This window comes from Flavobacterium sp., from assembly GCF_039930565.1.
In the GTDB taxonomy this organism is placed as follows: Bacteria; Bacteroidota; Bacteroidia; order Flavobacteriales; family Flavobacteriaceae; genus Flavobacterium.
The window spans coordinates 22,263-43,418 of sequence record NZ_JBDTTP010000031.1 but is presented as its reverse complement, the minus strand read 5'-3'; the positions used below and the strand labels follow the sequence as shown (position 1 = coordinate 43,418).

The following is a 21,156-nucleotide window of genomic DNA, read 5'->3' as shown; positions in this document are numbered from 1 at the left end:
TTAGGAGAACTGACAAAAATTGCCTGGAAACATGATGTGCAGGTTTTTATTGAAGGTCCTGGGCACGTTCCAATGCACATGATAAAGGAAAATATGGACAAACAATTAGAACATTGCCACGAAGCTCCTTTTTACACACTTGGGCCATTAACAACTGATATTGCACCCGGTTACGATCATATCACTTCGGCAATTGGAGCTGCAATGATTGGCTGGTACGGTTGTGCGATGTTATGCTATGTTACACCAAAGGAACATCTTGGACTACCCAACAAAAAAGATGTTAAAGATGGTGTTATCACTTATAAAATTTCCGCCCATGCTGCAGATTTGGCCAAAGGTCATCCGGGAGCACAATATCGAGACAATGCCTTAAGTAAAGCCCGTTTTGAATTCCGCTGGGAAGATCAGTTTAATTTATCATTAGATCCGGATACCGCAAGGGAATTTCATGATGAAACCCTTCCTGCGGATGGTGCAAAAGTAGCCCATTTCTGCTCTATGTGCGGGCCGAAATTCTGCTCGATGAAAATATCTCAGGAAATTCGTGATGTGGCAGCTGCCGAAAAAGGCATGCAGGAAAAATCAGAAGAATTTATTAAAAAAGGGAAAGAGATTTATAGCTGAGAAAGAAAATAGAGAAAAGAATCAAGAGTATAGAAATAAATCAAGATTATGATCGTAATTACTAATCCTTGTGCAATTGCAAATGAAATCAGTATAATTGATTCCTTACTTGTAGAAGGATTGTCTTTGCTTCACATTCGGAAACCGGATTTTTCAGAAGTTGAAACAGCAAAATTTATTCATCGGATAAAACATGAATACCGTGAGAAACTGGTTTTACACAATCATTATGAAATAGCAGCTGATTTTGGAATTAACAGAATTCATTTTTCAGAAACAGTAAGAGAAAAATTTGGCTTTACAGTAATCGAAAATATGATTTTATCAACTTCCACACATTCTATTCAGGATTTTAATGCTTTGGAAAACATTTTTGAATATGCTTTTTTAAGTCCGGTTTTTAGAAGCATTTCAAAAGAAAATTATAACCCAAAAACCAATCTTTTGGAAGACGTAAAACAAAGAACAAATTTTGATTCAAAAATGGTTGCCTTAAGCGGAATACATTCAGGCAATATTGAAGAAACACTCCTAAAAGGTTTTGACAATGTGACTCTTTTAGGAACAATCTGGAATAATAAGAATCCAATAAAACAATTTAAATTATGTCAACAAATCGTCCATTCGCACTTAGTATAGCTGGTTTTGATCCGTCTGGTGGTGCTGGTGTTTTAGCTGATGTAAAAACATTTGAACAGCATCAGGTCAATGGTTTTGCCATTAACACAGCCAATACGATTCAGACCGATAATATGTTTTATGAAATTCAATGGACAGATTTGAGTTTTGTAATCCGTTCGATTGAAACCTTATTTCTAAGCTATGAAATCACCACTGTTAAAATTGGAATTGTCCCAAGTTTATATTATTTAAACAGAATACTTTCATCCATAAAATTATTATCACCTATGACAAAAATTGTTTGGGATCCGGTTTTAAAGTCGTCTACAAAATTCGAATTTATTGAACTAAATGATGATTTATTACTTAATGAAGCTTTATCAAAAATTGATTTAATAACACCAAATTACGATGAGATAATGATGCTTTTTCCGGATTTCGTATCTGAGAAGCCTTGGGTAAAAAATGAACTTCCATCAGCTATTTTGCTAAAAGGAGGTCATAATGAAGAAGCTTTGGGGACAGATTATCTGTTTATGAATAGCACGGTTACAGAACTCTTACCCACAAACATAAATTTCCAACCCAAACATGGATCAGGGTGTGTATTGTCATCAGCAATTGCAGCCAATCTGGCTTTAGGTCATAATTTAAAATCAGCATGTATTGAAGCTAAAATCTATATCGAAAAATATTTAAGCTCATCATCCACATTAATCGGGCATCATTATGTTTAACAAATTGCAATATATTTCACAAGGTGAAACCATCGAAAAACAACTTTACAATATCCATGAGGCTTTGGATGCCGGATGCGACTGGATACAAATGCGATTCAAAAATCAAAATTCTGAAAAAAGATTTGTTTTAGCCGAAGCTGTAAAAATTTTATGCAAAGAATACTCGTCCATTTTTATTATAAATGATGATGTTTTACTCGCTCAAAAAATTGCTGCAGACGGTGTCCATTTAGGCTTAGGCGACATGAGTATACCTGAAGCCAGAGCTATTTTAGGAGATCGGAAAATTATCGGTGCCACAGCAAATACTTTTGAAGATGTACTTTATCAGTCTCAAAACGGCTGCGATTATATTGGCCTTGGGCCTTTTCAATTTACCGAAACCAAAGAAAAATTAAGTCCCGTTTTAGGTGCTGAAGGCTATGTTTCAATTCTGAATAAAATGAGAACTGAAGACATTTTAACACCTGTTTACGCTATTGGCGGAATCACATTAGAAAACATAGAATATCTTCTAAAAACAGGCATTTATGGCATTGCTGTTTCGGGAATAATTACAAAAAGCCTTCAAAAAGAAAAACTAGTTCAACAACTTAACGACAAATTATATGCAAACGCCATTATTTAAAATTGGAGATAAAATCCTTACCTCCCGTTTATTTTTGGGAACAGGAAAATTCGGTTCTAACCTGCAAATGGAAGAAGCCATTTTAGCTTCAGAAAGTCAATTGGTGACCGTTGCCTTAAAACGCATAGATCTCGAAACCGACACAGACGCCATTTTATCACATTTACAACATCCGAATATTAATTTATTACCCAATACATCAGGCGCCAGAAATGCAAAAGAAGCTGTTTTTGCATCGCAATTGGCACGTGAAGCACTCGAAACCAATTGGGTAAAACTTGAAATTCATCCCGATCCAAAATATCTGATGCCCGATCCGATTGAGACTTTAAAAGCAACTGAGGAACTGGCTAAACTAGGTTTTTTTGTTTTGCCTTATATTCATGCTGATCCTGTTTTATGCAAACATCTGGAAAATGCAGGAACAGCTGCAGTTATGCCTCTAGGTTCTCCTATTGGCAGTAACAAAGGTTTAAAAACCATTGATTTTTTAGAAATTATTATTGAGCAAAGTAATGTTCCGGTAATTATAGATGCAGGAATAGGCGCTCCTTCTGATGCCGCAAAAGCAATGGAAATTGGCGCCGATGCTGTTTTGGTCAATACTGCAATTGCCGTGGCCGGAAATTCAAAATTAATGGCAGAAGCTTTTAAGGAAGCTGTTATTGCTGGCCGTAAAGCATTCGAAGCTAAAATTGCCAGTCATCAAAATCATGCTATTGCTTCAAGTCCTTTGACTTCTTTTCTATATGAATGAAATTTTTTCTCTCGCAGATTTTGTAGATTAAGCTGATAAAAAAAAATTACGCTCTTTAAAACCTGCGAAAAAAAACAAACAAAAGAAAGAAAATTCTTAAATTTATTATTTTTAATAATTTAAATTTAAGATATGTCTGAGAATGAAATTTCATATAGAGTAAGAGGATCAATTTTTAAAGTTTACAATACACTAGGTCCGGGATTATTAGAATCTATTTATGAAAGTGCATTATATTATCAATTAAAAAAAGATGGATTGAATGTTACTAAACAAATCGATTTACCGGTTAAATACGACGATATTATTTTAGACATTTCTTTTCGTCTTGATTTATTAATTGAAAATAAAGTAATCATTGAATTAAAATCAGTTGAAGAAATGAAGTCTATTCATTTTAAACAAGTAAATACGTATTTAAAATTAACTAATAAAAAGTTGGCTTTGCTAGTCAATTTTAATTGTACAAATATCTTAGATAATATCCATCGTATTGTAAACAAAATATAATCCGCTCAATCTGCAAAATCTGCGAGAAACAAAAACATGAAAACATTTAAATCGACATTTGAAAACTACGATTGGAATTCTATTCAAACCAGAATATACCAAACAACAACCCGGGAAGTTGAGCACACATTGGCAAAAACCAAACGTAATCTCGATGATTTTTTAGCACTGATTTCGCCCGCTGCACAGCCTTTTTTAGAACAAATGGCACAGCAATGCCATGAACTTACCAAGAAGCGTTTTGGAAAAACAATTCAAATGTATGCGCCGCTTTATTTAAGTAATGAATGCCAAAATATTTGTACCTATTGTGGTTTCAGTCTGGATAATAAAATCAAGCGGAAAACACTTTTGGACTCTGAGATAAAACTCGAAGTTGAAGCCCTGAAAAAAATTGGTTTCGATCATGTCTTATTGGTTACTGGTGAAGCTAATTATACAGTAAACATTAATTATTTTCTGAATGCAATCAATTTAATAAGAGAACAATTTTCAATTATTTCTGTAGAAGTGCAGCCGCTTTCTACTAAAGAATACCAACGTTTGCATGAATCAGGAGTTTATTCAGTTTTGGTGTATCAGGAAACGTATCATCAGGAAGTTTACAAAAAATACCATACGAAAGGTAAAAAATCAAATTTTGATTTCAGGCTGGAAACTCCTGACCGAATTGGAACTGCAGGAATTCATAAAATAGGCTTGGGTGTTTTGTTAGGTCTGGAAAATTGGCGAACCGATAGTTTTTTCAATGCTCTGCATTTGGATTACCTTCAAAAGAAATACTGGAAGACCAAATATTCGGTTTCATTTCCGAGATTAAGGCCTGCGGAAGGCATAATCGAACCCAATTTCATTATGGACGACAAAGACCTGACACAATTAATTTGTGCCTATCGTCTATGGAATGAAGATCTGGAAATTTCGATCTCTACAAGGGAAAACGAAAAATTCAGAAACAATATTATTCCGATTGGTGTTACAAGTATGAGCGCAGGTTCTAAAACTAATCCCGGCGGTTATGTTGTTGATCCGCAATCACTGGAACAATTTGAAATAAGTGACGAGCGTTCGGCAGGAGAAATTGCCGAAATCATAATCAATAAAGGATACGAACCCGTTTGGAAAGACTGGGATAAAAATTTTAGTCTGAAAAGTCGAAAGTCATAAAGTCTAAAGCTTTCAAACAGACTATTTCCAATAATTTATTCTTTACATTCTTATATTTCAAATTTGATTTTCCACTTTCGACTTTCCAACTTTAAGACTTACTTACAATGAGCATTATCCAAGAATTTTTACGTTATAACCGACAAACCATTCTTCCTGAAATTGGCGATGAAGGTCAGGAAAAACTTAAAAAAGCGCGAGTTTTAGTAATTGGCGCAGGAGGTTTGGGCTGCCCGATCCTACAATACATAGCAACAGCTGGCGTAGGTTGTATTGGAATAATGGATTTTGATACCGTTGAAATTCATAATTTACACCGTCAAATTTTATATACCGAAGACGAAATTGGTCAGGAAAAAGCAATTGTAGCTAAAACTGTTGTTTCAAAACTGAATCCTTTGATTTCAGTTGATGCAATACCTAAAAAGTTAACACGTGAGAATGCATCGAAAATCATTCAACAATATGATGTTATAGTGGATGGATCTGATAATTTTGCAACCCGTTATTTGATAAACGATACTTGTGTTCAATTTCACAAGCCTTTAATTTATGGAAGTATTTTAAAATTCGAAGGACAGGTTGCCGTTTTTAATCATAACGGAAGTAAAAATCTGCGTGATTTATTTCCAGAAATACCAAATCCAAAAGAAGTACCAAACTGCAATCTAAATGGAGTTTTAGGAACGCTCCCCGGAATTATCGGTACTATGATGGCACATGAAACGCTTAAATTAATTTTGGAATTACCAACTTTAAAAAATGAATTGGTGCTTTTTAATACTTTGAATTGGAACTTTACAAAATTGGATTTCTAAAAGACAATTTTGTCTCCTACTTTAATAATCCCTGAATTCAAACTCACAATATTAATTCCGAATAAAACAGAGTTATTTACATTTCGATACTTGCTTAAGGTTTTCAAAGGTTCTTTTTTAACAATGCCATTCTGGGGATTATTGTTAACCATAATACATCTTCCACAAGGTTTTATATTTTTAAAGTTGACTTCTCCAATTTTAAAAGTATCAAAATTATCTTCTTCATGTTCTTTTTGCGTAGTGATTAAAATGTTTGGACGAAATCTTTTTATTGTAATTTTTTCCGCTAATTTATGATTCAAAAAATCAAGACTTTCTGTGCCGATTAACAGATAGGGATAACCATCGGCCAGACTTACATTGAAGGTTTCTTTTAATCTTGAACTTTCATGTTTGCGATCTCCAATTTTCATGATCCTGACCAATTTACATTCAAAACCTAAATGTCCGCTAAACCATTTTGAAGTTGTTTGGTTTACCTCAACAACTTCGCTTTTATCCTCCCAAACATTTACTTGTATTGGATTATCTAAATGTTCGGTTGTAGAAAATTCATGCTTTTGATTCTTAAAAGTAATACTAATTTTTCTTTCTGATATTTCAGGATAAAACTGACTCAAAATTGGATATTCTCTTTGGGTTAGAGGCAGATTTTCAGCATCAATCAACATCCATCTGCGGTCATTTTGAAACCCCATTTCTTCGGCAAAAGCTTGTTGACAGCTAATCCCTGCAAGACTTTTAATTGGATAAATATAAATTTCTTTTATAATATGAATCACACTCATTTAATTGTTTTTTAAAAAAGACATAAATTCATTGCGGTCAATTTCACGACAGCCTAAACTTTCTAAATGCGGGTTATAAACCTGACAGTCCAATAACTTATAATTTTTTTCTTTTAAATAATTTACCAAAGCTATAAAAGCTACTTTTGAAGCATTAGGCACCATAGAAAACATGCTTTCACCACAAAAAACATCTTCTAAATCAATTCCGTATAAACCTCCAACCAAAACCTCATCCTGCCAAACCTCAACAGATTTTGCAATTCCTTCTGTATTTAATTTGCAATAGGCTTCAATCATTTCTTTTGAGATCCACGTTCCATTCTGACCCTCACGTTTTATTTTTTGACAATTTAAAATTACAGCTTCAAAGTTCTGATTAAAAGTAACTTTAAATTGATTTCGGTTCAAAATATTCCGCATACTTTTTGATATGATCAATTCGTCCAAAAACAAAACCATTCTGGGATCAGGCGACCACCACAGAATAGGCTCTCCTTCATTAAACCACGGAAAAATTCCGCTTTTGTAAGCCATCTCCAATCTTTCTGAACTTAAATCCCCACCAATGGCCAGAATACCATCTTCATCGGCTTCTGAAACTGGAGGAAAAAATAAATCTTTGAATACGTAATACATCTTTTATAAAAATTTCAATACAAAAAATTCCAAACTCCAATTACATATCTACTATGAATTGGGGTTTGGAATTTATAACCTTAATATTACTTTTTAGAAAGGTAAATCGTCCGGTTCATCTTCGTTTAAATTTGTTGCCGGGGCAAAAGCTTCTGCTGCTGGCATTGGAGGCGTTTGTCCAGGACCTTCTGGTGCTAATTTTTCGATTCTCCACCCTTGAATACTATTGAAATATCTGGTTTCTCCTTGTGGATTAACCCATTCCCGTCCTCTTAAATTGATTGAAACTTTTACCGCTTCACCTTGTTTGTAGCTGTTTAATAAATCGCACTTATCTTGTGTAAATTCGACTAAAATATGTTGCGGATACTGCTCATCTGTAGTAACAACCAATTCTCTTTTTTTGAATGATGCACTAACCTGCTGTTCCGGATTAATCACTTTTACTTTTCCTATAACTTCCATCTTCTTCTGTATTAATTATTATTTCGTTTCTTATTTTTTTGCTAAAAGCACTTTCCAAGCGGATACTATATCATGAATATCAAGATATTTTTTGGCTTCCAAATATATTTTTTCCTGATCATCAGCGCTTAAAACTCCTTTAACCGAAAAATTTTCTTTCACAAATATACTAACTTCTTCTGTTGTAGGCAAGGCTTCTATATTTCCTAATTTTCCAAGATCGTTTCCGTTAAAAATGGCACTCTCCTTAACTAAATTCGGAATTGCATCAACTCCCACTCCTAAAGTAGTCAATGGTTTAGCAACCTCAAACAGTCCCTGGTTTGATCTTGAATACCAGTTATTACCTAATCTTGAAACCAAGTCTATTTTATGCTGATCGATGGCTCCGTTTTCATCTAAAATGGCTTCATGAATATGAATTTTTATCACTTCGCAAAGAATGAGGTTTCCTGCACCGCCTTCATCCCCTAACGGAATAATCTGCGTAACCCTGCATTCAAACTGCACAGGAGATTCTTTTACCCGGTAAGGTTTTACTATATCTGAAGGTATTTGCGTTAATCCCGCTTTTATAAACTCATTAACTCCATCACCATATTCGGTACTCGCCAGGGAAGTTTGCTGAACCAGATCATAATTAACAACATTTATTACTACTTCCCGCGTAGCTTCGGCATTGATCAAAGTGTGTTTTATTGTATTATCGCGAACGCGTCTTGAGGGCGAAAAAACCAAAATTGGCGGATTGGCACTAAAGACATTAAAGAAACTGAAAGGCGACAAATTTGGTATTCCCTTTTCACTTATCGTACTCGCAAAAGCAATTGGTCTTGGACCAATAGCACTTTGCAGATAACCCTGCAATTTTGCCGTTGTAATTTCTTTTGGATTAATGCTAATCATAATTTTTTTTTAAACCGAAGTACGTTTAAGTAACTGCAAAAGTATTGAAATGGTTTATGCCAAAGAAATAGTTTTGGACTTAAAAATAAAAAAATCTTTAGATCTTAACAAAATATTAAGTATGTTTATTTCGTTATATTTATACCTCAAAAATTAATTTATGTTTTTTTCCGAAAGAAGAAATACAACGCGTTGGATTATTATTTTCATTTCCTTTTCAATCATTTCCCTGATTCTTTGGAATACCTATACTTTTTTTCAAATTTTTAAAAATGAGGAGCGTCTTAAAATGAATCTTTGGGCCAATGCCCAAAAAACACTGATTAATGCTGATGAAAATACAAACTTGGACCTGCCACTTGAAATTTTAAACAACAATACTTCGGTTCCGGTTATGCTGGTGATGTATGGAAAAATCATTAGTTCAGTCAATGTCCCGGAGCAAATACTGGAAGACAAAAAAAAATCAACATCTTATCTAAACAATCTAAAAGGAGAAAACGAACCCATTGTGATTGAATATACCCCGGGCAAATTTCAGAAATTATATTATGGAAACTCTGAACTTATCAATAAACTTAAATATTATCCTATAGCTTTATTACTGATTATTTTTTTATTCGGCGCCTTGATTTACAATTACTACAAAAGCACTAAAATGGCTACTCAGAATAAACTTTGGGCAGGAATGGCAAAAGAAACGGCGCATCAAATTGGCACGCCGCTTTCATCCCTTATTGGATGGGTAGAAATATTAAAAACGGAAGAAATCGATCCCTCAATCACATTAGAAATTGAGAAAGATATTGAACGTTTACAGACTATTACAGATCGTTTTTCTAAAATTGGGTCAGTTCCTGTATTAGAACCTCATGATATTATTTCCGAAACATGGAATACTTATGAATACCTTCAATCCCGTTTTTCTAAACAAGTCGCTTTTTCATATCATGCACCAAAAGAGCCTGTTTATGTTATGATTAATCCAATACTGCATAGCTGGACGATTGAAAATCTTATAAAAAATGCCATTGATGCCATGAAAGGAAAAGGATTTTTAGAGCTTAAGATTGAGCAGGATACTAATCATGTAAAAATAAATGTAAAGGACTCCGGAAGCGGAATTTCAAAAAAACAATTCAAAACTATATTTGAACCAGGTTTCACGACCAAAAAACGTGGTTGGGGACTAGGTCTTTCTTTAACCAAAAGAATTGTCGAAGAATATCATAGCGGAAAAATTAAAGTATTACATTCTGAAATTGGAAAAGGCACTACTTTTCAGATTTCATTAAATAAAAAAGTGTAGCAAATTACTTTACTACACTTTTTAATACCGTTTAAACGAGCCTATAAATTTGCCTGAATACTTTTGGCTAAAGTTTCAAACTCTTCTTTGGAAAGTGACACTTTATTTTGAAAACGCATTTCATCCATTTCGTTTAACGGAATCAAATGTACATGTGCATGGGGGACTTCCAAACCAACAACTGCCATTCCGATTCTTTTGCAGGGAACCGTTTTTTCTAAAGCAATAGCTATCTTTTTAGAAAATTTCATCAATCCCAAATACAATTCATCATCCAAATCAAAAATCTTATCAATTTCTTTTTTTGGAATACACAGTGTATGACCTTTGGCATTTGGGTTCACATCTAAAAAAGCCAGGTAGTTATCATCTTCGGCAATTTTATAAGCTGGAATTTCTCCGTTTACTATCTTGGTAAATATGCTCATTTTTTAGATTATTAAACTTTTGATTTAGAATTAATCTCTTGAAATCTCCAGAATCTCAAATTTCAAAATGCCATTTGGTACTGTAATTTCGGCCACTTCGCCAACCGATTTTCCCAATAAACCTTTTCCAATTGGAGAAGTAACGGATATTTTTCCGGTTTTCAGATCAGCTTCGCTTTCAGCAACCAAAGTATATGTCATTTCCATTCCGTTACCCTGATTCTTAATTTTTACATTAGAAAGCACCAACGCTTTCGAAACATCTAATTGTGATTCATCAATTAATCTGGCATTTGAATATACTTCTTCCAATTTAGAAATTCTCATTTCCAACAAACCCTGTGCTTCTTTTGCCGCATCGTATTCTGCATTTTCAGATAAATCTCCTTTGTCTCTTGCTTCTGCTATATCCTGAGATGCCTTTGGACGCATTACACTTTTTAAGTGCTCCAATTCCTCTTTTAATTTTTTTAATCCTTCTGCGGTATAATAAGATACATTACTCATAACTTCATTGTTTATATAAATACAAAAAATCCCATCGGAACGGGATTTTGTATTACAAATATACTATAATTTTTAAGAGTACATAATTATATGTTAATCATATAGAATTCAAAATCAAATAAATTATTTTTGCTTCTTTAATTCCAATTAAAACAATGAAAAAAATCTGCCTTTTAATTTTATTTGTATCTGCTTTATTTTCCTGTAGCGAGAATGAAACAAAAAACAACAATCCTTATATTCCCAATTACAATGTTAATTTTACGATAGACATGAACCTTCCGGCTTATTCTAACCTTAAATATGTCAGCAACGGAGTTATAATTTCTGCTTATGGTGCAAAAGGTGTAATTGTATTTAATGCGGGAAACACTTATAATGCTTTTGATGCTGCCTGCCCTAATCAGGAATTAACTTCCTGTATTCCTATGTCAATTAATGGCATAAATGCAGTTTGTTCCTGCGATGAGGCGCAATATAGTCTGTTTACTGGTTTAGGAGAGAAAAAATATCCTTTAAAACAATATCGTGTAGAAGTTAGCGGGACTATAATTCATGTATATAATTAAAAAAGCCTGAAAATTTTAAACTTTCAGGCTTCGTATTTTAAAACTTTAAAGTCAGTCCAACTAAAAAGTTGGTTCCAGTCTGAGGATAATAGCCAACACCTTCAACAGTTGTAATAGCAGGAGGATTTGAGTAATCATCATCAAACGTGTAGAAAAAACCATTGCTCTCATACTTTAAATCGAAAATATTATTGAGCAATCCTGATATCATGATCGATTTGAAAATTTTATCCGTTTTGATTTCGTAAGAAACATTCAAATCATTCACAAAATAACTGTCTAATTTTGAAAGCTCGGAATCTATATTGCCCATAAATTGTTCTCCTACAAATTTAGAAAGTAATGATAATTGTAAGTTTTTAACTGGCATAAAAGTCAAGCGATTAGCAGCGATAATATCAGGAGAAAATGCAATATTGGTTTCGCCCAGATTTTGTAAAACGCCATCTCGTGTAAAATAAAAATCTTTATTTTTGTTTTGGCTCAAAGTGATATTGGGCTGTAAAAACCATTTATCTGAAAGTTTAAGTGTTGCATCAACCTCGATACCGGCTCTGTAACTATCACCACTATTAGCACGCATTGGTGAACCTACATCATTTAATTCCCCAGTTAGCACCAACTGATCTTTATAACCCATAAAGTAGAAATTGGTATTCAGTTGAAAGTTATCCGAATTGAATCTCCACCCTAATTCAAAATCATTCAGTTTTTCCGGTTTAACGTTTCCTCCTTCATAATCGGTTCTGTTAGGTTCACGATTGGCTCTGGCATAAGAAAAATAAAGCGTGTTTTTTTGATTGATTTCAAAATTCAGACCTGCTTTTGGATTAAAGAAATTAAAAGTATCATCTACCAAACCAGTTTCCAGACTATTGGCTTTATACATAACAGTTCTGAATTGCAAGTCTCCATATAAACTTAATTTTTCTAATAACTGATAATTGGCTTTTAAAAAGATATTCCCGTCCACTTTTGTGGAAAAATCATCATAGTAATGGTCTCCCAATTCCGATTGTGAAGCATATCTCGCCCAGATTACTTTTCCGAAATGATTACCTTCATATTTATTCCAGCCTTCACCTAAAATAACATCCAGCTTTTCGTCCTTGTATTTTAATGAAAATGTCGCTCCGTAAAAATCATTGTCTAACCATTTTTGACGAACTAAATCAGTTGAATTAACTTGATTTCCATCAACTGTTATTGGAGTAAATCCTAAAAAATCAAATGAAGTTTCGTTACTAAACGCTACATTTTGAAAATACCAATCATCTGCATATTCTTCATAATAACCTTTACCTTTTGTATAATGAAATGCTAAATTGGTGCTCCATTTATCAGAAAATGATTCACTCCAATGCAACTGATAATGATCCTGTTGATAATTATCAGTTTGATTTTCATAAAAGCCTTCCGGATTTCCTGCATCATCATATTTTTGACCTATCGAATTAAAAGTACGATTCTTTTTTAAAGTTTCCCCATCAATACCGTTCCAGGATTGGTATGTTTTTTCGGTTCCGCCAAACACCAATGCTTTAATTAAAGTAGTTTTACCAACATACGTTCCCTGCAAAAAATAAGATTTTAAATCAGAACTCGCTCTGTCAATATATCCATCCGATTTTATTGTTGACAACCTTCCGGCCAATTCAAAATGATCATTTAATAAACCTGTACTGAATTTTACGGTATGCTTGCGTGAATTAAAGCTTCCAAAAGAGTTAGAGATTTCACCATTTGCTTTGGCTGCATAATTATCTGTAAGCATGTTCAGGCTGGCACCAAAAGCACCCGAACCATTTGTTGATGTTCCAACACCACGCTGTAATTGCAGACTTTCTACCGAAGAAGCAAAATCAGGCATGTTGACCCAAAATGTTCCCTGGCTTTCAGCATCGTTATACGGAATTCCGTTTATGGTAATATTGACTCTCGTTGCGTCGCTACCACGTACACGAATACCTGTGTATCCGAAACCGTTTCCAGCATCGGAAGTGGTAACAACAGATGGGAGATAATTCATAAGAATTGGAATATCCTGACCCAGATTTCTGGTTTTAATATCTTTTTTATCCAGATTGCTAAAGCTAACCGGAGTTTTTGAAGTAACACGAACTGCTGAAACTAATACATCATCCAATTGATTGACTTTAGTTGAATCCTGATCTTGTGCTGAAGATAAAAGAAAAGAGAAAAAAGAGAATAGAGTAAAGAAAATTAATTTGTGATTAGCCCAATTCTGGGTTTTAAAAACTTTGCAACTTTGAGACTTTGCAACTTTAAGATTTAAATAAATTTTCATCCGTAAAAGAATTACGAATAAAAGGGGGAATTATTCTTTTGTTAAATTAATAAATGTGTTTCACAACAATAAATAGTACAACCAAAATTGTCGTTTATTCCCTTAGCAACATTACTTGCTCAGGTTCTTTGGGTATGATCTCAGCTCGTTATTTAGAGCACCCCTTTGAGACAGTGCAAAAGTAGTGTTTAAAATTGCAAAAATCAAATTTAAAACAAGAGATAATTTTCAATTTTCATTTAGAAATTTTGATACTGCAATTACCCATTCATATTTATAAGGTCCGGATAAATAATTTTCATGTCCGGCGAATTCAAAAACTTTTTTGCTTTTTTTACCATTCAGGTTTTCAAAAATTTCATTTGTTTCTTCCTTACTCACATTTTTATCTAAGTTGCCATAAAACAACAAAGTTGGGCAATTTATTTTCTTTGCATATTGTGTAGGATTGTGTCCAAAAGCCCAAAATCCATTCTCAATTCCACCCCAAAAAACTAAAAGTCCTGCCATTGGAAAAACTGGCGCATTCATATTTCTAAATCTTGCGCAAGTAGTTGTATACATGGAACCAAATGGACATTCAATTAGTATTCCTTTTGGTTGTAAGCCATAGTCGCTAATTGCTTTTAAAATAGAAACAGCCCCCATGGAAGTTCCAAATAAGTAAATATTTTTTTCGCCTCTTTCAGTTAAATAATCAAATGCTGTTTTTACTTGTTCGGCTTCTTTAAATCCTAATGTTGTCTGATTTCCTTCTGAGCCGCCACTTCCCATAAAATCAACTAAAAATGTATTGTATTTAAGTTTTACAAACTCGTCATATTTATCAAGCATTGAAGATTTCTCTCCACTATACCCATGAAATATAATTATAGTTCCCTTAACTGTATCTGTTTTTACAGAATTATCTTTGTTAATGTACCAGCATTCAATTTTTATTGCTTTTAAGTACGATGGTTTCATAATAATCAAGCGGCCTTTCCTTATTTTCCGATCTGGGATTATTTAGACCAAACAAAACTGTTTTGAATTTATCAAGTGAAGATAGTTTATTAGGGCTTTTCGTTTTTATTTGACTACTATCTGCAAAATGCGTGAATTTATAAGCATGAAAACCTGCAACAATATTCATTAAAACAAATACAATTGTCAAAGTCCATACAATTCGTTTAAACATTTTGTTTTTTGTCAAGGGAATATTTTTAGGTTGCTACATTGAAATCGCTTAATGGATGATGCTAATCCAAATTAGGTTTCTTTCTTGATTGCTTTATTTCAGAAATATTCTTTTTATCCTTAATGCGTTTTTTAATAACAGATTTAGGAATTTTGGTCGCTTTTCTAATCTTTGGAACGAACAATCCTTTTTTGATAATTTCTAAAAAACGTTTTACAACAATATCTTTATTCTTAAGCTGGCTTCTGTCTTCGTCACAATTTAAGATTAAGATGTTTTCAGTTGTTAGTCGGGAACCAATATTGGTTTCCAAGAGTAATTTTTCTTCTTCAGATAAAGCCTGAGAACTACTCAGTTCAAAAGTTAAAACAACTTTAGACGATACTTTGTTTACATTTTGTCCGCCGGCCCCACTACTTCTGACAGCTTTAAAACTTAACTCTGATATGATTTTTTCGACATCCATTATTGTGGCTGATGAGCTGGTTTTAATAAATCATTTACGGTTTTTACCGGATTAAAAGTGATAATTGGCACAGCAACAAAAACCGTTAACCAGTTGGCCATTGCACCATTCCATAAACCGGGTAATTCGTAACTTTTTACAGTTTCTCCGGCGTTACTTTTTTCAACGATAAAACCACTATTCTTATCAACAAATTTTATAAGATCAAATTTTTCATTTTTATAATTTTTGATTCCGCATATTAAATCAACAGGATTAAAATACGTTGCATCAGATAAAATCGCTTCTTGCTTTTTATTCGACAAATCAACCTGCGAGGCTTCTACAATCTGAAGAGAAACTCTTCCTTTCTCATCCATAATCCAAAAAGGTCCTCCACCAGGTTCTCCTTCATTTTTTACCATCCCGCATACGCGAATTGGCCTGTCCAACAATTCTTTTATCTTGCTTATTTTATTTTCAAAAGTAAATTTATAGAAATCAGAAGTCAATTCTATATTGAGATTTTGTTTTAAAAATATAATGATTTCTTCTAAATTCCCAACATTAATCAGCTTTTTATCTATACTTTTTAAATAGCCAAAAACCTGTGCCTGCAATTCAATTAAAATTCCTGCCAGTGCTTTTTTATACAATGCAATCTTATCAATATGATTCTGAATTACATTATCAATATTTTTGATGAATATAATATCAGAATTCAGTTCATTTAGATTTTCAATCAATGCCCCGTGACCGCCTGGTCTAAAAATAAGTTTTCCATTTTCATTTCTGACCGGATTATTTTTCAAATCGACTGTAATTGAATCTGTACTTTTATTTTGATAGGAATAATTGATTTCTATTTTTATTCCAGATTCGGATTCAATTTTTCTTTTTACATCCAAAACACATTTTTCAAATTGGTTTTGGTGTATTTCTGAAACTGTAAAATGTAAATTAGATACAGAATTTGAAGTGGCATAATGTACACATTCATGCAAATGTTCCTCAATAGGGTTTGCAATATGCTTTTTGTAATGATGAAAAGGTAATACCGCTTTTGGCTTATTGGCAAAATCAAAATAATCTGACGACAATAGCAGCTTTATAAAATAATAGTTTTTATAATCCCTGTTTAAAGAATCGAAATCATGATATATCTCTTTTAGTTTTTTATATAGTACTTCAAAAAAAGGAAACTTGTCCATCCCTACTATGAAAAGAGACAACTGCGCATCTTTTTTTCGGTTTATGTAAGCATTTATACTTTCATTTTCAATATCAAAATCATTTAAAAAAGCTGTTAAGAATTTAAACATCCTAGTGGCAGCACCAGATGCAGGAACGAATTTTTTTAACTTTAATTTTGATTTATTGGCATCAAAAAATGCCGCTTTTATTTCAAAATCAGTTTCTGATAAATTCAGGATTCCATTTGAAGCTGCAGCAGGACTTATCAAATTACTTTTTGCAATTCCTTTTTTTAAAATAGATAATTGTTTCTGGATTTTTTCAAAAGGAATTCCATGTTCGTAAATCTGAAGAAAATCCTCTGAAGAAAATCCCATTTCTTTGGCAAGTGTCAAATTATCTATAATGTTTTTTGCCTTTGCTAAACGACTTTCTTCATTTCCGGAAAGCGTTATGAATGACTTTTTTGCTTCAATTAAAGTTTGCTTAAAAATAGAAAATACAGTTTCTCTGCCTTCCGGTTTATCTCTGATGTCATCCTTTTCCCAAGGCACGTCAATATCGGTCAGGAAAAACAAATCGTATTCATGTTCTATTGCAGCATCCGCCAAATGCGGATTACAAATACCATAATAAACTTCAGAAAAAACTTTAGTAACCATTAAATTTGTATCACAAAACAAGTATTTTTTTGAAGTGCCTAACTTTTCATTTTCTAATAATATCTGACCATAAGCAATAGGCATCATATCTTCTACAGTGCAAATTTGCTGGGTTTGTTCCCATTTCAACTGCAAATAATCACGCGCAAACTCTGGCACCCATTCTGTATTGTAATATGCAGCCAATTGTTTTGCCAATGTAGTTTTACCTGTACTTTCAGGTCCAAACAAGGCAATTTTTATGATAGATGTTTTTTGCTGTCTAAGATTTTTCTCCATTCTAAATAGGCTGAAACAGCCAAAATTGTAAAAATTAAATATTGCAGTGACAACATTCCTAAGCCTCTGTAGGCATAAAGAGGCACAACAATGATATCACCAATAATCCAAAGTGTCCAGTTTTCTATCTTTTTTCTGGCCATGTACCACATTCCGGCAAAAAATATTCCTGATGAAATTATATCCACATAGTTGTCAATCTTAATCTCATAGTCAAAATATTTATAAATACCGAAAACTACAAAAATGGTAACAAAAAAGAGTAAAATTCCGATTATTTTTTCATTAAAATTTGTCCGGGAAATGGGCAAATTTTCATCTGCTGTTTGTCCTTTTGCCCAAAAATACCAACCATAAATACTCATAATAGAAAAATAGGCATTGATAATCATATCACCTATATAGCCAGCAATGTATAAAAGATATACCGAAATTACAGTTGCAATTAAACCTGTTGGATATACCCAGATATTCTCTTTTTTCGCAAACCAGACACTTAAAATCCCAAATACAAAGACCAAAAACTCTAAGGCAATATGCCATAACGGAGCATTTTTATAACTGTCTAAGAAAAAATCAATCATCTATATAGCTGTTTTTGGTTATTGTTTTGAACTTTTATGATTCAAAAAAATAGTTATCATTTTCAAAAGCTGTTCCTATCACGACCAAATCAGCGCCGGCATTATGGGCTTTTTGAATTCCTTGTAAATTTACAATTCCTCCTCCAACAATGATAGGAATTTCAATATTTTGAGCAATTAGCTGAATCATTTCCAGCGGCACTGCTTGCTTTGCACCACTCCCAGCCTCAAGATAGATTAATTTATTGCCTAACATTTCTCCCGCTTGTGCTGTTGCCAAAGCCAAATCAAGGTTTTCCCGATTTAACGGTTTTGTTTTACTCACACGGGCAACGGCAGTTTCGTTACCGCTTTCAATCAAAATATAACCTGTCGAAATAACTTCGAGATTTGTTTTTTTAAGAATAGGCGCAGCCTGAACCTGATATTCTATTAAATAATCTGCATTTCGTCCAGATAACAGGGACAAAAACAAAATCGCATCTGCTTCCCGGGAAATCTGCGATGGATCACCCGGAAATATAATAACCGGCAAATCTGTATTTTGCTTTAATTGTTTGATTAAATCTTCAATAAGACTACTTTCAACTATACTTCCTCCAACAAAAATATGGGTTGCAGGAGACTCATTTATTTTACTCAATAAATGTCCAAAATTTTCCCAAACAATTTTATCAGGATCCAAAAGAATGGCCAACAGCTTTTGCCCATTTTTCTTAGCGTGTAAAATTTGCTGGTGAATGGTTAGTATTTTTTGCTCCATAACGGCCGTAAAAGTAAAAGTTTTTTAACGGAGAAGAACTATTTTGAATGAATTATATTTGTATGACGTCTTTCGATAACCAATGTACAAAATTATGATTACGACTGAACTACTTGAAAAATACGGCGCCTTAAAAAAGTCTTTCGAAAAAAATGAAACTATTTTTGAAGAAGGTAATCTGCCCGCGCATTATTACCAGATTATTTCAGGCGAAGTAAAAATGAGCAATTATAATGATGACGGCAGGGAATTTATTCAGGGAATCTTTTATAAAAATCAATCTTTTGGTGAACCTCCTTTATTCTTAAATCAAAAATATCCTGCAAATGCTGTAGCTATGGAGGATTCACAGGTATTTCTTCTTTTAAAAAATAACTTCATGAAACTATTGGAAGCAAACCCGGCAATCAGCATTAAAATAATTGAAAATTTAGCACAGCGATTATATTACAAATCCGTTATCGCTGCAGAAATATCAACGCATGATCCCGAGCATCGTATTTTAAAATTAATTGATCACGGAATTTCCTATTTTAATTTTAGAAAAGACGAAAACGGATATTTAATCAATTTTACGCGACAGCAGATTGGGGATTTAACAGGGTTACGTGTGGAAACGGTAATTAGAGCTATAAAAGCTCTCGAAAAAAAAGGCGAATTGAAGATAATCAACAGAAAAGTATATCGATAAAAGAGTTCCTGTTTTATGATTTAAGTCATAAATTGTAACTGTATCGTGCCTGTATCTTTGTGATATAAAATCTCAATATCATGACAGTATATCAAACAACATTCGAAAATTTCAATAAAAACTACATGGGTTCTGCAGCAATGGCAGTAATTGGTCAAAGCTGTTTAGGTGGAACAGCGGCCATGTATATTCTTTCACACGGAACGTCTATTGTACAAATGCTTCAACTTGCAATTATTGTCTTGGCTTGTGTTTTTGCCAACACTTCAATTTTAGCACAAATGAAACACAAAGTGGTTTTTAACCTTATTATTTTAAGCGCTGTATTAAGCATTTTATTTATATTTCTAAATAATTTCGTGCTATGAAAAAACAAATAGAAACCAGAGCTGATATTGCTTTTTTGGTTAATCAGTTCTATTCTAAAATAAGAGCCGATAAAGAAATTGGTTTTTATTTTAATACGATGATAAAAAATTGGGATTCGCATTTAGAAAAACTGACCGATTTTTGGGAAACGAATTTGTTTGCGACACAAAAATACAAAGGCAATCCGCTTGCTGTTCATAATGAAGCTGATTCGCATTTTAATGGTAAAATTACTTCTAACGAATTCGGAATCTGGCTAAATTATTGGTTTCAGACTTTAGACGAGCATTTTGAAGGAGAGAATGTGGAAACGCTGAAACGTCGTGCCAGAAAAATGGGGACATTTTTATTTATGAGCATGTTTGAGCATCGTAGAAAGCTGGCTGAGGATAAAGCTTCGGAGTAAATCACTTCTCAAAAGCGTAAACCAAAGTAAAATTTCCCTCAAAATTTTCTGAGTGTATATTCTTATAATGGACATCAAAATCTTTTATCAAATCATCAAAATGAAGACTTGCCTTTGTTTGAGGTTGGTTTAAAGAAAAATCATCCACGTAAATATGGTCTTTAAAACTGATCCCTTTTTCGTTCCTGATTTTGAAAATTGCTTCTTTTGCTCCCCAGATTACAGTTAATTTTTTTACATATTCTTCTGTCAAGTCAGGCTCCAGATAACTGCCCTCATAATCGGTGAATTTATCGGCGATGCGAATAATTTTTTCACGCTGCAGCTCCATGTCGATCCCAACTGTTTCGTGGCTGATGATAATCGCTGCAAAATGATAAGAATGGGTGATCGAAATATGGTTATGACAATCGAAATAGGGTTTCCCAAATTCATCATAATGCAGATCATGATCTGTAAAACCCATTTCCTGAATCAGCATCCGAACACTCAAAAAAGCACGCTGGTGTAATTGGGATTTCATTCCGTCAAGCCTCTTCTGTGTTTTCTCTTTTAAAACTACCTTGCTCAATAATTCCTCTAAAGATTCTGTTATTTCCCAAATTAAAATTTTGGTTGTTTCACTGCATTGTATGGTTTGAAATAAAGGCATTACTTCTTTAATTATAAATTATGAGTTTTAAATTATGAATTATTTTCTGTGTCTGAAAACTAAATTCTGTTTAATCCGTGATCTTTAGCCCTGATGGAAACGGCATCCTTTTGTGGCGGGGTTCGCCATAAAAGATATAGTGTA

General features: G+C 33.3%; 27 protein-coding genes and 1 riboswitch. Of the genes, 13 read left to right on the top strand and 14 right to left on the bottom strand.

Annotated features, from left to right (window positions below; genetic code table 11):
- From ABI657_RS09780 to ABI657_RS09745, 8 genes are all read left to right on the top strand, one after another.
- On the top strand, nt 1–627 hold a 627-nt coding region (locus ABI657_RS09780; protein ID WP_348097069.1), incomplete at its 5' end, for a phosphomethylpyrimidine synthase ThiC.
- A 48-nt stretch (nt 628–675) separates the two neighbouring features.
- On the top strand, nt 676–1,266 hold the full coding sequence (locus ABI657_RS09775) for a thiamine phosphate synthase (RefSeq protein ID WP_348097068.1): 591 nt from the start codon (nt 676–678) through the stop codon (nt 1,264–1,266).
- Complete coding sequence (locus tag ABI657_RS09770) at nt 1,233–1,985, top strand: hydroxymethylpyrimidine/phosphomethylpyrimidine kinase (RefSeq protein WP_348097067.1); 753 nt, start codon at nt 1,233–1,235, stop codon at nt 1,983–1,985. The genes ABI657_RS09775 and ABI657_RS09770 overlap by 34 nt, the downstream gene beginning before the upstream one ends.
- Nucleotides 1,978–2,616 (top strand): thiamine phosphate synthase, encoded by a 639-nt coding sequence (locus ABI657_RS09765; RefSeq protein WP_348097066.1) that lies wholly within the window; start codon nt 1,978–1,980, stop codon nt 2,614–2,616. Before ABI657_RS09770 ends, ABI657_RS09765 begins: the two co-directional genes overlap by 8 nt.
- Complete coding sequence (locus ABI657_RS09760) at nt 2,597–3,373, top strand: thiazole synthase (RefSeq protein WP_348097065.1); 777 nt, start codon at nt 2,597–2,599, stop codon at nt 3,371–3,373. The genes ABI657_RS09765 and ABI657_RS09760 overlap by 20 nt, the downstream gene beginning before the upstream one ends.
- Nucleotides 3,374–3,505: 132 nt before the next feature.
- Nucleotides 3,506–3,883 carry a GxxExxY protein gene (locus ABI657_RS09755; protein WP_348097064.1) on the top strand — a complete coding sequence of 126 codons (378 nt, stop codon included), beginning with the start codon at nt 3,506–3,508 and terminating at the stop codon, nt 3,881–3,883.
- A gap of 36 nt (nt 3,884–3,919) precedes the next feature.
- Complete coding sequence (gene thiH / locus ABI657_RS09750) at nt 3,920–5,050, top strand: 2-iminoacetate synthase ThiH (protein ID WP_348097063.1); 1,131 nt, start codon at nt 3,920–3,922, stop codon at nt 5,048–5,050.
- A 107-nt stretch (nt 5,051–5,157) separates the two neighbouring features.
- Nucleotides 5,158–5,868: a HesA/MoeB/ThiF family protein gene (locus ABI657_RS09745; RefSeq protein ID WP_348097062.1), complete on the top strand. Its 711-nt coding sequence runs from the start codon at nt 5,158–5,160 to the stop codon at nt 5,866–5,868.
- On the opposite strand, the gene ABI657_RS09740 is transcribed toward ABI657_RS09745, so the two are convergent.
- The 4 genes from ABI657_RS09740 to ABI657_RS09725 all read right to left on the bottom strand — a co-directional run bounded on the left by ABI657_RS09740 (nt 5,865) and on the right by ABI657_RS09725 (nt 8,669).
- The gene (locus ABI657_RS09740) at nt 5,865–6,659 is read right to left on the bottom strand and encodes an MOSC N-terminal beta barrel domain-containing protein (protein WP_348097061.1); all 795 of its coding nucleotides are present in this window, start codon (nt 6,657–6,659) and stop codon (nt 5,865–5,867) included. The genes ABI657_RS09745 and ABI657_RS09740 overlap by 4 nt on opposite strands.
- On the bottom strand, nt 6,660–7,298 hold the full coding sequence (aat, locus tag ABI657_RS09735) for a leucyl/phenylalanyl-tRNA--protein transferase (RefSeq protein ID WP_348097060.1): 639 nt from the start codon (nt 7,296–7,298) through the stop codon (nt 6,660–6,662).
- A gap of 93 nt (nt 7,299–7,391) precedes the next feature.
- Entirely contained in the window at nt 7,392–7,763 is a 372-nt protein-coding gene (locus ABI657_RS09730; protein ID WP_348097059.1) for a DUF3127 domain-containing protein, read from the bottom strand.
- Between the two features lie 30 nt (nt 7,764–7,793).
- On the bottom strand, nt 7,794–8,669 hold the full coding sequence (locus tag ABI657_RS09725; RefSeq protein ID WP_348097058.1) for a flavin reductase family protein: 876 nt from the start codon (nt 8,667–8,669) through the stop codon (nt 7,794–7,796).
- A gap of 160 nt (nt 8,670–8,829) precedes the next feature.
- Between ABI657_RS09725 and ABI657_RS09720 the strand changes: the two genes are divergently transcribed.
- Entirely contained in the window at nt 8,830–9,978 is a 1,149-nt protein-coding gene (locus ABI657_RS09720; protein ID WP_348097057.1) for a HAMP domain-containing sensor histidine kinase, read from the top strand.
- A gap of 41 nt (nt 9,979–10,019) precedes the next feature.
- Here ABI657_RS09720 and ABI657_RS09715 read toward each other — a convergent pair whose 3' ends face one another.
- A complete protein-coding gene (locus ABI657_RS09715; protein WP_348097056.1) occupies nt 10,020–10,406 on the bottom strand; it encodes an HIT family protein in 387 nt (128 codons plus the stop codon).
- A 30-nt stretch (nt 10,407–10,436) separates the two neighbouring features.
- The gene (greA, locus tag ABI657_RS09710; RefSeq protein WP_348097055.1) at nt 10,437–10,913 is read right to left on the bottom strand and encodes a transcription elongation factor GreA; all 477 of its coding nucleotides are present in this window, start codon (nt 10,911–10,913) and stop codon (nt 10,437–10,439) included.
- A 155-nt stretch (nt 10,914–11,068) separates the two neighbouring features.
- Here greA and ABI657_RS09705 point away from each other — a divergent pair, with 155 nt between their 5' ends.
- Entirely contained in the window at nt 11,069–11,482 is a 414-nt protein-coding gene (locus ABI657_RS09705) for a hypothetical protein (RefSeq protein WP_348097054.1), read from the top strand.
- 37 nt (nt 11,483–11,519) lie between these two features.
- Here the strand turns inward: ABI657_RS09705 and ABI657_RS09700 are convergent, their stop codons facing one another.
- The 7 genes from ABI657_RS09700 to ABI657_RS09670 form a co-directional block, all read right to left on the bottom strand.
- Nucleotides 11,520–13,790, bottom strand: coding sequence for a TonB-dependent receptor (locus tag ABI657_RS09700; RefSeq protein WP_348097053.1), 2,271 nt, complete (start codon nt 13,788–13,790; stop codon nt 11,520–11,522).
- Between the two features lie 81 nt (nt 13,791–13,871).
- Nucleotides 13,872–13,965, bottom strand: a riboswitch (TPP riboswitch).
- 53 nt (nt 13,966–14,018) lie between these two features.
- On the bottom strand, nt 14,019–14,753 hold the full coding sequence (locus ABI657_RS09695; RefSeq protein WP_348097052.1) for an alpha/beta hydrolase: 735 nt from the start codon (nt 14,751–14,753) through the stop codon (nt 14,019–14,021).
- Nucleotides 14,719–14,967 carry a hypothetical protein gene (locus tag ABI657_RS09690; RefSeq protein ID WP_348097051.1) on the bottom strand — a complete coding sequence of 83 codons (249 nt, stop codon included), beginning with the start codon at nt 14,965–14,967 and terminating at the stop codon, nt 14,719–14,721. Before ABI657_RS09690 ends, ABI657_RS09695 begins: the two co-directional genes overlap by 35 nt.
- A 61-nt stretch (nt 14,968–15,028) precedes the next feature.
- Nucleotides 15,029–15,433 (bottom strand): alternative ribosome rescue aminoacyl-tRNA hydrolase ArfB, encoded by a 405-nt coding sequence (arfB, locus tag ABI657_RS09685; RefSeq protein WP_348097050.1) that lies wholly within the window; start codon nt 15,431–15,433, stop codon nt 15,029–15,031.
- The gene (locus tag ABI657_RS09680) at nt 15,433–17,547 is read right to left on the bottom strand and encodes a DUF4301 family protein (protein ID WP_348097049.1); all 2,115 of its coding nucleotides are present in this window, start codon (nt 17,545–17,547) and stop codon (nt 15,433–15,435) included. Before ABI657_RS09680 ends, arfB begins: the two co-directional genes overlap by 1 nt.
- Nucleotides 17,508–18,131: a nicotinamide riboside transporter PnuC gene (pnuC, locus tag ABI657_RS09675; RefSeq protein ID WP_348097048.1), complete on the bottom strand. Its 624-nt coding sequence runs from the start codon at nt 18,129–18,131 to the stop codon at nt 17,508–17,510. Before pnuC ends, ABI657_RS09680 begins: the two co-directional genes overlap by 40 nt.
- Before the next feature lie 34 nt (nt 18,132–18,165).
- Nucleotides 18,166–18,894, bottom strand: a complete 729-nt coding sequence (locus ABI657_RS09670) for a geranylgeranylglyceryl/heptaprenylglyceryl phosphate synthase (protein WP_348097047.1) — start codon at nt 18,892–18,894, stop codon at nt 18,166–18,168.
- Between the two features lie 94 nt (nt 18,895–18,988).
- Here ABI657_RS09670 and ABI657_RS09665 point away from each other — a divergent pair, with 94 nt between their 5' ends.
- The 3 genes from ABI657_RS09665 to ABI657_RS09655 all read left to right on the top strand — a co-directional run bounded on the left by ABI657_RS09665 (nt 18,989) and on the right by ABI657_RS09655 (nt 20,360).
- Nucleotides 18,989–19,585, top strand: a complete 597-nt coding sequence (locus ABI657_RS09665; protein WP_348097046.1) for a Crp/Fnr family transcriptional regulator — start codon at nt 18,989–18,991, stop codon at nt 19,583–19,585.
- 80 nt (nt 19,586–19,665) lie between these two features.
- Nucleotides 19,666–19,953, top strand: a complete 288-nt coding sequence (locus ABI657_RS09660) for a hypothetical protein (protein ID WP_348097045.1) — start codon at nt 19,666–19,668, stop codon at nt 19,951–19,953.
- Nucleotides 19,950–20,360, top strand: coding sequence for a group III truncated hemoglobin (locus ABI657_RS09655; RefSeq protein ID WP_348097044.1), 411 nt, complete (start codon nt 19,950–19,952; stop codon nt 20,358–20,360). Before ABI657_RS09660 ends, ABI657_RS09655 begins: the two co-directional genes overlap by 4 nt.
- A gap of 1 nt (nt 20,361) precedes the next feature.
- Here ABI657_RS09655 and ABI657_RS09650 read toward each other — a convergent pair whose 3' ends face one another.
- The gene (locus ABI657_RS09650; protein ID WP_348097043.1) at nt 20,362–21,012 is read right to left on the bottom strand and encodes a 4'-phosphopantetheinyl transferase superfamily protein; all 651 of its coding nucleotides are present in this window, start codon (nt 21,010–21,012) and stop codon (nt 20,362–20,364) included.
- Nucleotides 21,013–21,156 lie beyond the last annotated feature (144 nt).

What these genes read in the sequence shown, in the direction of transcription:
- ABI657_RS09775 (WP_348097068.1), top strand. Translation starts at nt 676, where the DNA reads ATGATCGTAATTACTAATCCTTGTGCAATTGCAAATGAAATCAGTATA.
- ABI657_RS09770 (WP_348097067.1), top strand. Translation starts at nt 1,233, where the DNA reads ATGTCAACAAATCGTCCATTCGCACTTAGTATAGCTGGTTTTGATCCG.
- ABI657_RS09765 (WP_348097066.1), top strand. Translation starts at nt 1,978, where the DNA reads ATGTTTAACAAATTGCAATATATTTCACAAGGTGAAACCATCGAAAAA.
- ABI657_RS09760 (WP_348097065.1), top strand. Translation starts at nt 2,597, where the DNA reads ATGCAAACGCCATTATTTAAAATTGGAGATAAAATCCTTACCTCCCGT.
- ABI657_RS09755 (WP_348097064.1), top strand. Translation starts at nt 3,506, where the DNA reads ATGTCTGAGAATGAAATTTCATATAGAGTAAGAGGATCAATTTTTAAA.
- thiH (WP_348097063.1), top strand. Translation starts at nt 3,920, where the DNA reads ATGAAAACATTTAAATCGACATTTGAAAACTACGATTGGAATTCTATT.
- ABI657_RS09745 (WP_348097062.1), top strand. Translation starts at nt 5,158, where the DNA reads ATGAGCATTATCCAAGAATTTTTACGTTATAACCGACAAACCATTCTT.
- ABI657_RS09740 (WP_348097061.1), bottom strand. Translation starts at nt 6,659, where the DNA reads ATGAGTGTGATTCATATTATAAAAGAAATTTATATTTATCCAATTAAA.
- aat (WP_348097060.1), bottom strand. Translation starts at nt 7,298, where the DNA reads ATGTATTACGTATTCAAAGATTTATTTTTTCCTCCAGTTTCAGAAGCC.
- ABI657_RS09730 (WP_348097059.1), bottom strand. Translation starts at nt 7,763, where the DNA reads ATGGAAGTTATAGGAAAAGTAAAAGTGATTAATCCGGAACAGCAGGTT.
- ABI657_RS09725 (WP_348097058.1), bottom strand. Translation starts at nt 8,669, where the DNA reads ATGATTAGCATTAATCCAAAAGAAATTACAACGGCAAAATTGCAGGGT.
- ABI657_RS09720 (WP_348097057.1), top strand. Translation starts at nt 8,830, where the DNA reads ATGTTTTTTTCCGAAAGAAGAAATACAACGCGTTGGATTATTATTTTC.
- ABI657_RS09715 (WP_348097056.1), bottom strand. Translation starts at nt 10,406, where the DNA reads ATGAGCATATTTACCAAGATAGTAAACGGAGAAATTCCAGCTTATAAA.
- greA (WP_348097055.1), bottom strand. Translation starts at nt 10,913, where the DNA reads ATGAGTAATGTATCTTATTATACCGCAGAAGGATTAAAAAAATTAAAA.
- ABI657_RS09705 (WP_348097054.1), top strand. Translation starts at nt 11,069, where the DNA reads ATGAAAAAAATCTGCCTTTTAATTTTATTTGTATCTGCTTTATTTTCC.
- ABI657_RS09700 (WP_348097053.1), bottom strand. Translation starts at nt 13,790, where the DNA reads ATGAAAATTTATTTAAATCTTAAAGTTGCAAAGTCTCAAAGTTGCAAA.
- ABI657_RS09695 (WP_348097052.1), bottom strand. Translation starts at nt 14,753, where the DNA reads ATGAAACCATCGTACTTAAAAGCAATAAAAATTGAATGCTGGTACATT.
- ABI657_RS09690 (WP_348097051.1), bottom strand. Translation starts at nt 14,967, where the DNA reads ATGTTTAAACGAATTGTATGGACTTTGACAATTGTATTTGTTTTAATG.
- arfB (WP_348097050.1), bottom strand. Translation starts at nt 15,433, where the DNA reads ATGGATGTCGAAAAAATCATATCAGAGTTAAGTTTTAAAGCTGTCAGA.
- ABI657_RS09680 (WP_348097049.1), bottom strand. Translation starts at nt 17,547, where the DNA reads ATGGAGAAAAATCTTAGACAGCAAAAAACATCTATCATAAAAATTGCC.
- pnuC (WP_348097048.1), bottom strand. Translation starts at nt 18,131, where the DNA reads ATGATTGATTTTTTCTTAGACAGTTATAAAAATGCTCCGTTATGGCAT.
- ABI657_RS09670 (WP_348097047.1), bottom strand. Translation starts at nt 18,894, where the DNA reads ATGGAGCAAAAAATACTAACCATTCACCAGCAAATTTTACACGCTAAG.
- ABI657_RS09665 (WP_348097046.1), top strand. Translation starts at nt 18,989, where the DNA reads ATGATTACGACTGAACTACTTGAAAAATACGGCGCCTTAAAAAAGTCT.
- ABI657_RS09660 (WP_348097045.1), top strand. Translation starts at nt 19,666, where the DNA reads ATGACAGTATATCAAACAACATTCGAAAATTTCAATAAAAACTACATG.
- ABI657_RS09655 (WP_348097044.1), top strand. Translation starts at nt 19,950, where the DNA reads ATGAAAAAACAAATAGAAACCAGAGCTGATATTGCTTTTTTGGTTAAT.
- ABI657_RS09650 (WP_348097043.1), bottom strand. Translation starts at nt 21,012, where the DNA reads ATGCCTTTATTTCAAACCATACAATGCAGTGAAACAACCAAAATTTTA.